12 protein-coding genes are annotated in these 10,968 nt (G+C 69.0%); 7 read left to right on the top strand and 5 right to left on the bottom strand.

From position 1 onward, the window contains the following. Positions 1 to 6: 6 nt before the first annotated feature. Positions 7 to 555, bottom strand: a complete 549-nt coding sequence (locus tag IG04_RS0137870; RefSeq protein ID WP_084590043.1) for a class I SAM-dependent methyltransferase — start codon at positions 553 to 555, stop codon at positions 7 to 9. Between the two features lie 155 nt (positions 556 to 710). Here IG04_RS0137870 and IG04_RS0137875 point away from each other — a divergent pair, with 155 nt between their 5' ends. Together IG04_RS0137875 and IG04_RS0137880 are read left to right on the top strand one after the other, a co-directional pair. Further along, entirely contained in the window at positions 711 to 1,997 is a 1,287-nt protein-coding gene (locus IG04_RS0137875; protein WP_030481572.1) for an MFS transporter, read from the top strand. A gap of 83 nt (positions 1,998 to 2,080) precedes the next feature. After that, positions 2,081 to 3,853, top strand: coding sequence for a proprotein convertase P-domain-containing protein (locus tag IG04_RS0137880; protein ID WP_051771581.1), 1,773 nt, complete (start codon positions 2,081 to 2,083; stop codon positions 3,851 to 3,853). A 28-nt stretch (positions 3,854 to 3,881) separates the two neighbouring features. Here IG04_RS0137880 and IG04_RS0137885 read toward each other — a convergent pair whose 3' ends face one another. Next, positions 3,882 to 4,766: a helix-turn-helix domain-containing protein gene (locus tag IG04_RS0137885; protein WP_036016715.1), complete on the bottom strand. Its 885-nt coding sequence runs from the start codon at positions 4,764 to 4,766 to the stop codon at positions 3,882 to 3,884. Positions 4,767 to 4,963: 197 nt separating this feature from the next. Between IG04_RS0137885 and IG04_RS0137890 the strand changes: the two genes are divergently transcribed. From IG04_RS0137890 to IG04_RS0137900, 3 genes are all read left to right on the top strand, one after another. Further along, positions 4,964 to 7,243, top strand: coding sequence for a proprotein convertase P-domain-containing protein (locus tag IG04_RS0137890; RefSeq protein WP_211257888.1), 2,280 nt, complete (start codon positions 4,964 to 4,966; stop codon positions 7,241 to 7,243). 80 nt (positions 7,244 to 7,323) lie between these two features. Further along, complete coding sequence (locus IG04_RS0137895; protein WP_245815980.1) at positions 7,324 to 7,770, top strand: GNAT family N-acetyltransferase; 447 nt, start codon at positions 7,324 to 7,326, stop codon at positions 7,768 to 7,770. A 145-nt stretch (positions 7,771 to 7,915) separates the two neighbouring features. After that, positions 7,916 to 8,818: a S1 family peptidase gene (locus IG04_RS0137900; protein ID WP_051771590.1), complete on the top strand. Its 903-nt coding sequence runs from the start codon at positions 7,916 to 7,918 to the stop codon at positions 8,816 to 8,818. Between the two features lie 135 nt (positions 8,819 to 8,953). On the opposite strand, the gene IG04_RS0137905 is transcribed toward IG04_RS0137900, so the two are convergent. From IG04_RS0137905 to IG04_RS48835, 3 genes are all read right to left on the bottom strand, one after another. Next, a complete protein-coding gene (locus IG04_RS0137905) occupies positions 8,954 to 9,484 on the bottom strand; it encodes an AMIN-like domain-containing (lipo)protein (RefSeq protein WP_030481578.1) in 531 nt (176 codons plus the stop codon). Positions 9,485 to 9,581: 97 nt separating this feature from the next. After that, positions 9,582 to 9,989 carry a hypothetical protein gene (locus IG04_RS48830; RefSeq protein WP_051771593.1) on the bottom strand — a complete coding sequence of 136 codons (408 nt, stop codon included), beginning with the start codon at positions 9,987 to 9,989 and terminating at the stop codon, positions 9,582 to 9,584. Between the two features lie 92 nt (positions 9,990 to 10,081). Beyond that, the gene (locus IG04_RS48835; protein WP_211257889.1) at positions 10,082 to 10,264 is read right to left on the bottom strand and encodes a hypothetical protein; all 183 of its coding nucleotides are present in this window, start codon (positions 10,262 to 10,264) and stop codon (positions 10,082 to 10,084) included. 59 nt (positions 10,265 to 10,323) lie between these two features. On the opposite strand from IG04_RS48835, the gene IG04_RS49090 reads away from it, so the two are divergent. Together IG04_RS49090 and IG04_RS48840 are read left to right on the top strand one after the other, a co-directional pair. After that, positions 10,324 to 10,638, top strand: coding sequence for a hypothetical protein (locus IG04_RS49090; protein ID WP_051771598.1), 315 nt, complete (start codon positions 10,324 to 10,326; stop codon positions 10,636 to 10,638). Next, positions 10,550 to 10,888, top strand: a complete 339-nt coding sequence (locus IG04_RS48840; protein ID WP_477218349.1) for a DUF1996 domain-containing protein — start codon at positions 10,550 to 10,552, stop codon at positions 10,886 to 10,888. The genes IG04_RS49090 and IG04_RS48840 overlap by 89 nt, the downstream gene beginning before the upstream one ends. Positions 10,889 to 10,968: the final 80 nt, after the last annotated feature.

The following is a 10,968-nucleotide window of genomic DNA, read 5'->3' on the forward strand; positions in this document are numbered from 1 at the left end:
GAACCTTTACCTGGTATTTCGCCGGTCAGACGGGTGCATCGTGGTGCCGTCCCCGCGTCCCGAGTACTGGACGTACGGGGGCGCGGGGACGGTGCCGCGAGGCGCCCTGCTGAGCGCCGGAAGACCCGGTGAAGGTTCGTGGTAGGCGAGCGTCACCTTGTGGTCGAACTCCTGCGGCTCGGGATCGTCACCCGCGTAGAACCCCAGCAGCAGATGGCCTCCCGGTGCCAGCACGCGGAAGAACTCGGCGAACACGGCCGGGAGCTCGTCAGGCGGCATGTGGATGACCGAGTAGAACGCCAGAATGCCGCCGAGAACCCCGTCTGCGAGGTCCAGCGCGGTCATCGACCCCTGGTCGAACCTCAGTTCCGGATGCGCTTCGCGGGCGAGGGCGATCATGGCGGGGGAGAGGTCGAGCCCGAAGGCGTCCAGCCCCAGCGAGTGCAGGTGCGCGGTCAGGTGGCCGGGGCCGCAGCCGAGGTCCGCCACCGGGCCGTCGGCGAGTTCGGCGAACGCGGCCAGCATCGCGCGTTCGAGCGGACGGGTGTCGAGCATGTCGCTGAACAGTTCGGCGTAGAGGGAAGCGACGGCGTCATACGGGGTGGGCACGGCGATAATCCTACAACGAATTAATGTGAGTCTATTGCTGTTGCCAGTGTTCGGCTGTTGCACCGTCGACGCAAACCTGTTCTCGTGCTTATAGTTCGGCCGTGATTTCCGTTCTGCGCGATCCGGTCTACCGGAATCTGTTCGGCGCCCAGGTCGTGGCGCTGACCGGAACGGGACTGGCGACCGTCGCGCTCGGCCTGCTGGCCTACGACCTGGCCGGGCCCGAGGCGGGCGCGGTGCTCGGCACCGCGCTGGCGATCAAGATGATCGCCTACGTCACGGTGGCGCCGATCGCCACGGCGTTGCTCGGCGCGTTGCCTCGCCGAGCCGTACTGGTGGCGCTGGACCTCGTCCGCGCCGGGGTCGCGGCGATGCTGCCGTGGGTCGACGAGGTGTGGCACGTCTACGTGCTGATCTTCCTCCTGCAGGCCGGATCCGCCGCGTTCACGCCGTTGTTCCAGGCGACCATCCCGGACGTCCTGCCCGACGAACGGGACTACACCCGCGCGATCACGTTGTCGCGCACGGCCTACGACCTGGAAAGCCTCCTCAGCCCGGCCCTCGCCGCCGCGGCTCTGGCGTTGGTCAGCTTCCACGAGCTGTTCCTCGGTACCGCCCTCGGGTTCGCGGCATCGGCCCTGCTCGTGCTCTCCGTCGCTCTGCCGCGCCCGAAACCGTTGCTGCGCAAGGGTGACTGGTACGACGCCACCACGCGGGGAATCCGCATCTACCTCGCCACCCCGCGGTTGCGCGGGCTTCTCGCCGTCCACCTCGCCGCAGCGGCCGCAGGCTCGATGGTGTTCGTGAACACCGTGGCGCACGTGCGGGACGGCCTCGGCCGCGATGCGTCCGACGTCGCCGTCGCACTGGCCGCGAACGGCCTGGGATCGCTCGTCGCGGCACTCACCCTGCCCCGGCTGCTCGACCGGTTCGCGGATCGGGTCGTGGTGTTGCGCGCGGCTGTCCTGCTGGTCGTGGTGCTGTTCGCGGGGACGGTGTTCGCCGGGCACTGGCAGACGTTGCTGGTGCTGTGGGCGTTGATCGGCGCCGGGTGCTCGCTCGCCCTCACGCCGGGGGCGCGTCTCCTGCGCCGCTCCGCCGATCCCGCGGACCGTCCGGCGTTGTTCGCCGCGGACTTCGCGCTGTCCCACGCGTGCTGGCTGCTCTGCTATCCGCTCGCGGGCTGGGTGGCGACGTCCGCGAGCACGGCCACGGCGTTCCTCGTGCTCGGCGCGGTGACCGCCGTGGCCGCGATGATCGCCGTGAAGTTCTGGCCCACGCACGATCCGGAAGTGGTCGAGCACGAACATTGTGATGCCGCGGGCGTTGTGTGGACGCACGCTCACGAGTTTCGCATCAACGACGAGCACGTTCGCTGGCCGCGCTGACTGAACAGTTAAACAATGCGCCTTCGAGGCAGGCCGGAATACCGTTTCCGCACCCTGCCTTTGAAGGAGTTCCACTCATGCGAATGCGCAGCAAAATCATCGCTGCCGCGTGCGGATCGATCCTGACGCTCGGTGCGTTCACGGTCGTTCCCAGCGCGGCCGCCGCCGTCCAGCCGGACATCGGCGCTCAGCAGCAGGACGAGGCACACCAGCGGTTCAAGGGACTGTCGCAGGACCTGCGCGGCCGGCTCGCCGGCCACTGGTTCGACTCGGCGGCGGGCAAGCTCACCGTCGCCGTCCCGGACGAGCAAACCGCCCGGCAAGCGCGCACCGAGGGCATCAACGCCGTGGTGGTGCGACGCAGTGCCGCCGACCTGGAGAAGCTGCTCGGCGACGTCAAGAAGCTGATCGGTGACGGCGTGCCCGGCGTCTACAGCTGGGGCGTCGACGTGCGTGACAACCAGGTCGATGTCACGGTCAACACCACGCGCAAAACCGAAGCCACCGAACAGTTCCTGGAGAAGATGCGCGCGCTCGGCGACGGTGCCCACGTCTCGGAGACCAGGTCCCAGCAACGCCAGCAGGCCGGCACCGTGCAGGCCGGCAGCCCGTGGTGGCCGGGGTCGGAGACGTACTGCTCGGTCGGGTTCGCCGCGACGGATGCCAACGGCGGCAAGCACTTCCTCACCGCCGGCCACTGCACGAACGACGCCAACCAGGCCGCGTACGGGCAGATCAGCCAGCAGAACCGGCTCGGCACCTCGAACGTCGGCGGCTCCCGCAGCGTGAACGCCCGCGAGGGTGACATGGGCGTGGTCGCGGTGACCGAGGCCGGCTGGAACCTGTCCGCGGCGGTCAACACCTGGGGCCAGCCCGCGATCACGGTGACCGGCTCGGCCGAGGCGATGGTCGGCGACCGCGTCTGCCACTCCGGCAACACCTCGAAGTGGCAGTGCGGCGAGGTCAAGTACACGAACAAGGCCGTGGACTATGGCGGCGGCCTGGTGATCGAGGGGCTCACCTGGACGACCGCGTGCTCCAAGGGCGGCGACTCCGGCGGCGCGTGGCTGCTCGGCGACAAGGCCGTCGGCCTGCACGACGGCGGCCCGTCGCAGTGTGTGCAGAACCCGACCAACGACGCCGACCTGTCGATCTTCCAGCCGGTCAACGAAGCCCTGCGCAAGTGGAACCTCACCCTCGTCACCGGGGGTTCGAGCGACACCGCCGCGCCCAGCGTTCCGGGCAACGCGCGCACGACCGGCACCACCGCGTCGAGCGTCTCCCTGGCGTGGGACGCCTCGACCGACAACGTCGGCGTGACGGGCTATGAGGTGCTCAACGGCAGCACGGTCGCCACGACGGTCACGGGCACCTCCGCGACCGTGACCGGGCTGAACGCCGACACCGCGTACACGTTCTCCGTCCGTGCGGTGGACGCGGCCGGAAACCAGTCGAAGCTGTCGGCGGAAGTCAACGCGCGCACGTCGTCCGGCAACACCGGCGGCCGCACGTTCACCAACGGCACGGACTACCCGATCCGTGACTTCCAGGTGGCGATCAGCGCGGTGCGATCCACCGCCACCGGTTCCGCCCAGAACCCCGTCACGGTCAAGGTGGACGCCGCCCACACCTGTCTGGAAGACCTGAACGTCACGCTCGTCGCCCCGAGCGGCCGCGCGTATGCGCTGATGCGCACGCCCGGTGGCGGTTACAGCTGCCATCCGTTCCCAGCGGGCAAGACGTTCACCGTGGTCCCTGGTGCAGGGGAGACCGCGAGCGGCACCTGGACGCTGCGCATCGGGGACAACGGTCCCGGTGACACAGGCGTCCTGAGCAGTTGGTCGCTCACGGTCTAGCAAAAGGGTGGACCTGGTGAGCGACCGTTCACCAGGTCCACTCGAAGCCGTAACAGCCGGGCCCGAACTTCAGAGCTACGCCCAGCACGGAGTTGCCCTCGTCCAGCCGCACCCCGAACGACTGCCGCGCGCCGTCCGCGTCCCGGACGACCCGGCGGCACGTGCGGGGCAGGGCCAGGGCGTCGAAGGTGACCTCGAGGACGTACTCGTGCACGGGCCGGCGGAACTTGCGGGAGTAGTTGGTGGCCGGCGGGTACGGCGCCTGGTTGACCAGCTCGTGCTCGGTGATCACGGTCTGGCCCCGGCGCAACGGGGCCCGGAACATCAGCTCTGCCACGAGAAGTCCCTCGGAAGGCCGGGTCACGACGCGGCCGAGCCGGCAGTTGTGCAGCGGCCTGATCGACGGCAACGGCCGGTCGTGCTCGTCGAGGTGCAGGATCACGACCCAGCGGTCCGGTCCGTCCTCCTCTGCCCGCAGCACTTGCCGCGACACGTAGGACCGTTCGCCGCGCTCCGGCCCGACCGTCACGCGGTCGTGCTGGCTGATCCGGGTCAGCCGCGAGTCCCAGCGGGTGTCGACCCCGCCGACAACGTCGTCTATCACCGACGGCACCGGCCAGAACGCGCTGATGGTGCTCTGACGCCGCCCTCCGCGCTGGGCCGGCCCGAGCAGTTCCGACAACGCACCGGGTTCCAGCGTCAGCACTTCTTCGAGATGACCGACCGCCGTGAGCGACGCACGGCGTTCCGGACGGCTGCGACCCGTCTGCCAGTAGCTCAGCGTCGCGAGGCTGACCGACACCCCGCGCCGGGCGAGGTGGTCGCGGATCCGTTCCAGCGACAGGCCACGCGCCGCCACTGCCTCGCGCAGGGTGTCCGCGAAGCCGGGAGGCGTGTCTGGCGAGAGCGACATCGATGTCTCCTTCCGGCCGGGTCCTCCGACGCTATCCCTCCGACGGAGCAACGGAAGCCGAGACTTAAAAGTGAAAACGGACATCGGCGGATCGCCGCACGTCAATCGTGACGACAACCATCCGAAAGGCCGGATGTCGGCCACGACTTCGACGGCTACGGTCGCGTGACCCTGCATCCCTGCGAAGGAGCCCGACTGTGCGAAGAAGAAGATCTCTGCTCGCCACAGCACTGGTGTCGATGACCGTGGCAGCGCTGGCCGTCCCTGCATCGGCCGCACCTGCCGCGCTGGCCGGGTGTTCCGGCATCAACGACAGCGACGTGGCGATCGGCGACAACACGACCGTCGAGTCGCCGATCGTCATCTCCGACTGCGCCTCGGCTCCGTCCGCGACCGCCACGGTGCCGGTGAAGGTCGTCCACACCTACGTCGGTGACCTCCAGGTCAGCCTCGTCGCCCCGGACGGCTCCGCCTACGTCCTGCACAACCGCTCGGGCGGTTCCGCGGACAACATCGACCAGACCTACACCGTCGACCTGTCTGGCGAGACCTCGAACGGCACGTGGAAGCTGCGGGTCAACGACAACGCGAACAACGACGTCGGCCGGATCGACACCTGGACGCTGAACCTCGGCGGCTCGACCCCGGCGAACGACTTCTCCGTCGCCGTCTCGCCCGCCTCCGGTTCGGTGGCGGCGGGCTCGGCCGCCTCGATCACCGTCCAGACCCAGACCACGGCGGGCCAGGCGCAGACCGTCGCGCTGACCGCGACCGGCCTGCCCTCCGGCGCCACCGCGTCGTTCAGCCCCTCGTCCGTCACGACGGGCACGAACTCCACGCTCTCGATCAGCACGACCGCGTCGATCTCCTCGGGCACCTACCCGATCACCGTGCGGGCCGCGGGCGGCACGGCCAAGACCGCGACCTACACGCTGACGGTCACCGGCGGCACCGGTCCGCAGATCCCGGACATCGACATCAACGCGGTCAAGGCGCACCTGACCGCGTTCGGCACGATCGCCTCGCAGAACGGCGGCAACCGGCGTTCGACGTCGGCCGGCTACCGCGCGTCGGTGACGTACGTGAAGGACAAGCTCACCGCGGCGGGCTACACCGTCACCGAGCAGCCCTGCACCTCGGGCTGCACCACCGGCGCCGGCCCGAACGTGATCGCGGAATGGCCCGGCGGCAACGCGAACAACGTCTACATGTTCGGTGCCCACCTCGACGGCGTGTCCGCGGGCGCCGGCATCAACGACAACGCCTCGGGCTCGTCGGCGTTGCTGGAGACCGCGCTCGTGCTCGCCCAGCGCAACCCGTCGATGCTGAACAAGGTCCGCTTCGGCTGGTGGACCGACGAGGAGCAGGGCCTCAACGGCTCGCGCTTCTACGTCTCGCAGCTTCCGTCCACCGAACGCACGAAGATCAAGACCTACCACAACTTCGACATGGTGGGCTCGATCAACGGCGGCTACTTCATCAACAACATCACCTCGGCGCAGTCCACGCACATGAAGGCGTACTGGGACTCCCTGGGCCTGCAGCCGGAGGAGAACACCGAGGGACGCAACCGTTCCGACGACGCGTCCTTCACCAACGCGGGCATCCCGGCGTCCGGCTACGCCATGGGTGCGAGCGCCCGCAAGACCGCGGCGCAGGCGACGAAGTGGGGCGGTACCTCGGGCGGCGCGTTCGACCCCTGTTACCACGCGTCCTGCGACACCACCGCGAACATCAGTGACACGCACCTGAACCGCGCGGTCGACGGCATCGCCTACACCGTGTGGAAGTCGGCCGTCAGCGCCGGTACGCCGGGTGCGGACTTCTCCGTGTCGGTGTCGCCGGCGTCCGGTTCGGTGGCGGCGGGCTCGTCCGTCTCGGCCACCGTCGGCACCGCGACGGTGAGCGGTGACGCGCAGACCGTGCAGCTGTCCGCGTCCGGGCTTCCCTCCGGCGCGACGGCGTCGTTCAGCCCCGCGTCCGTCCAGACGGGATCAAGCTCGACGCTCACCGTCAGCACCACGGCGTCCGTCGCGGCGGGCACCTACCCGGTGACGATCACGGCGGCCGGCTCGGCGTCCCGCACGGCCAGCTACTCGCTGACCGTCACCGGCGGCGGTGGCGGCAGTTGCACCGGCACCAACCCCGACGACGTCGCCATCCCGGACGCGGGTGCCGCCGTCGACAGCGACATCGTGATCTCCGGGTGTTCCTCGACGCCGTCCGCCAGTTCCGTGGTGACGGTGCGGATCGTGCACCCGTACGTCGGTGACCTGACGGTGGCCCTGATCGCGCCGGACGGCACGTCGTACACGCTGCACAACCGCTCCGGTGGTTCCGCGGACAACATCGACCGCACCTTCACGGCGAACCTGTCGGGTGAGACCGCCAACGGCACGTGGAAGCTTCGCGTCCGCGACCTCGGGCCGGCCGACGTCGGCCGGATCGACACGTGGGGCCTCAACCTGGCCCCGTAGGTTCCGCCGATAAGTGGCCTCTTTGTTTATCCCTGCATTGGGTATTCTGAGAGGCCACTTCTTCGGCGAACATCATCACCGTGACCACTAGCGACACCTTCACCCGCACGATTGCCGAACTGGACGGCGGGGACACCGCCCTGGCGTTCGACGTGATGCGCGAACTCCGCCCGCATCTCACCGATGCCGACGAGTTCGCCGAGCTCGTGCGCGCCCAGCGACGGGAGGGCTACCGGCTCGTCGTCGCCTTCGACGAGAAGGACCGTCTCGTCTCGTTGGCCGGATTCCGGCACATGACCAACCTCTACGCGGGGCCGCACCTCTACATCGACGACCTGAGCACCCTGCCGTCCGCCCGCGGGCAGGGCCACGCGGGCGCCCTGCTGCGCTGGGTCGACGACGAGGCCCGCCGCCTGGGCTGTGCGGGCGTGCACCTCGACTCCGGGACGCCGCGGCACGACGCGCATCGCCTCTACCTGGCGTCCGGCTTCGTCATCCCCGCGTTCCACTTCGCCAAGAGCGTCTGAAAGGGCGTCGCCCCCACGCCCGTCGATCGCGACCGTCGCGGTGTCGCCGCCGTCTCGATTCCCGCGATTCACCTAAACCGGAGCGCCTCGCTGTACGTACACCCAGACAGGAGCGGATCTCAATCCGGTAACGAGAGGGCGCCACATGGGCAAACACCACGATGACAACCGCCGGGCCAAGGTGATCGCGGGCGCCATCGGGCTCGTCGCCGTGGCGATCACCGCCTCGACGTTCACGGCGAGCCAGGCGGCGCCGGAGCTGCGCACGGCCCCCGCACAGGCCACCGAGACGTTGCGGGAGAAGGCTTCCGTGGCAGGCACCGCGTGGGCGGTCAACCCGTCGACGAACGAGGTCCTCGTCACCGCCGACAGCACCGTGACCGGCGCCAAGTGGGACAACCTGGTGTCCACGGTGAAGGGCATGGGCGCCGGGGTGAGGCTGCAACGCACCGCGGGCACGTTCAAGCTGTTCGCCGAGGGCGGCGACGGGATCTTCGCGGGCAACAGCCGCTGTTCGCTCGGCTTCAACGTCGTCACGGACGACGGCAGTCCCGGCATCCTCACCGCCGGCCACTGCACGGCCGCGGGCAGGCAGTTCTCCCTCACGCCGGGCGGCAGGGCCGTCGCGACCGTCGCGCGTTCGACCTTCCCCGGCAACGGCGACTTCGCCCTGCTCACCTACAACAACCGCAACACCGCCGCGCCCAGCGAGGTCGACACCGGCAACGGCCGCAAGGTGCGGATCCAGCGCGCCGCCGAGGCCCGGGTGGGCACGCAGGTCCAGCGGATGGGCAGTACGACAGGCCTGCGCGCCGGTCGTGTCACCGGTCTCAACGCCACCGTGAACTACCCGGAGGGACGCGTCACCGGTCTCATCCAGACGACGGTGTGCGCGGAGGGCGGCGACAGCGGGGGACCGCTCTTCACCGTCAACGGCAACGCGATCGGCCTGACCTCGGGCGGAAGTGGCGACTGCCGCAGCGGCGGCGTCACGTTCTTCCAGCCCGTCACCCGAGCGCTCGCCGCGGTGGGCGCGCGCATCCCCTGATTTTCAGGCGGCGTCCCGTCTGCTCACGGGACGCCGCCTGATCCGTCGTTCTCGTTGTGCGCCAACGGTGTGCCGCCGTCGCCGTTCCGCTGGAGAGATTGCTGGCGGCGTAGGGGATCAGCACGGCGATGGGGACTACCAGCGATGCGCGACGTCGACGACCATTCGCGATCCAGTGCCGGGCCCGTCGAGCAGGAACACCCGGAACGGCAGCCGCGCGCGGACGCCCAGCCCGATCGTCGTCTGCCCCTCGAACTGGCCCGCCCACGCGACGTGGCGGAACGTGCTGTACTCGCTGACATCGGCGAGTTCGCCGGTCGGGAGGAAGATCGCGTCGGTCGCGATCGTCGGAACCCTCGCGATGACCTCCAGCCGCGCGCCGCCGCGCACGGGGACGAGTTCACCCGACCCGTCCTTGCGGATCTCGGCGACATACCGGACGGAGTAGCCGCGCACGTCGCCGTTCACGTCGAGGACCATCCGGTCGAAGCAAGTGTGGCGGCCGGTGCGGATGTCGTACAGCTCGTCGGTGGAGCCGGGGCTCGCCTCCTTCGGCAGGGAACCCCAGGTGATGCCGCAGTACGGCGTACTGGCCCCCGCCGTGGCGGGCACCCCCAGCAGCACACCGAAGACAATCGCCACCAGGACCACAAGGGAACGCCTCATCACGGCCTCCTGACACGAAATACTGCTGCACTGAAGGACGCCTGCCCCGTGCTCCGGTTGCGTGGCGCCGTGTCTTCGGCCAAGAGCGCATACTGCCCTATCGGGGCTGGATTTCCTGCGAACTTGTGACGCGACACTCGTGATTAATCCGGAAGGGCGCGTAGTACGTACTCCTGATCATGCACGGCATCGCCGAGGAGGACGTATGACACACCGCATAACCGACAGGCGGAAGTTCCGCCTGATCGCCTCGTTGTCGGCGGTCGCCGTGGTGGCCGCCGGTACCGCCACCGTGGCACTGGCCGCGAAGAACGGTGACCCGGCGCCAGCCGGCGCGTTCGTGCGCATCGAGCAGGTCGGTAAGAACGTCGTCAACCCGAAGGTGCAGCAGGGCGGCACCAGTGGTGTGTTCACCGTCGACTGCGGCACGAACGAGAACGGCAAGCGCAGCGCGGACAACCCGGTCGCCCAGCCGGGTGTTGATCACGGCGCCCAGCACGTCCACGACTTCGTCGGCAACCAGTCGATCAGCGCGGACTCGACCGACGAGTCCCTGGAGGATTCGGACACCAGCTGCAAGAACGGCGACAAGTCGTCCTACTTCTGGCCGGTCGTGCGGATCAACCCGAATGCGAACACGACCTCGTCGGGGTCCGGTCCGGACAAGATCAAGGAGGCGGGCACACCGCACGTCACCTGCCCGTCGGTCAAGGACCGTCTGCCCGCCGTGCCGCAGCAGGCGAGCGGCGAGGTGGACCGCAACCTCGAGCTGCTGGACAAGCAGCTCAAGGAAGCCAACGACCGGGTGGCGCGCAACGAGAACCCCGGTGTGCCCCTCGGTGCGCGGCGCGCTGGGTGCCGTGCCGGACCAGGCGATCGCCGAGGTGGACCGCAACCTCGTGCTGCTGGACAAGCAGATCGCGGAGGCCAACCAGCGGATCGTGACCACCAAGGGGCAGGGCGGCCCGAACTTCGTCAACAACGCCATTCTGGGGCCGTTGAGCCAACGCCCGCGCGACGTGGACCTGCAGCGGGTTCGAGGACCGCCTCTCGGACAAGTACGTCATCTGCCCGAACGGCAGCAAGGTCATGCGGGTGCACGACTTCCCGGGCTGCTGGGACGGCCAGAACACCGACAGCGCCAACCATCGTGATCACATGCGGTTCGCGGACAAGCAGACCGGCGCGTGCCCCAAGGGCTTCAAGGCGATCCCACAGCTGCGGGTCACCACCGTCTACGACCTCCCGGCGGACGTGCAGCAGAAGGGTCAGTACCAGCTCGACGCCTTCCCCGAGGAGAACCACAACCCGTTCTCCGACCACCACGACTACGCCAACGTCAACTCCGACCAGACGATGGCGCAGATCGTGAAGTGCGTGAACGACGGGCGCAAGTGCTCCTGAACGTCGTGAGGTGGCGGTGCGACCCGCACCGCCACCTCAGCCCGTGGTGAGCACCGACTCGATGCGGTGGGCGATGCGTT

Origin of the sequence: Lentzea albidocapillata (genome assembly GCF_000719115.1) — a bacterium.
GTDB lineage: Bacteria > Actinomycetota > Actinomycetes > Mycobacteriales > Pseudonocardiaceae > Lentzea > Lentzea albidocapillata.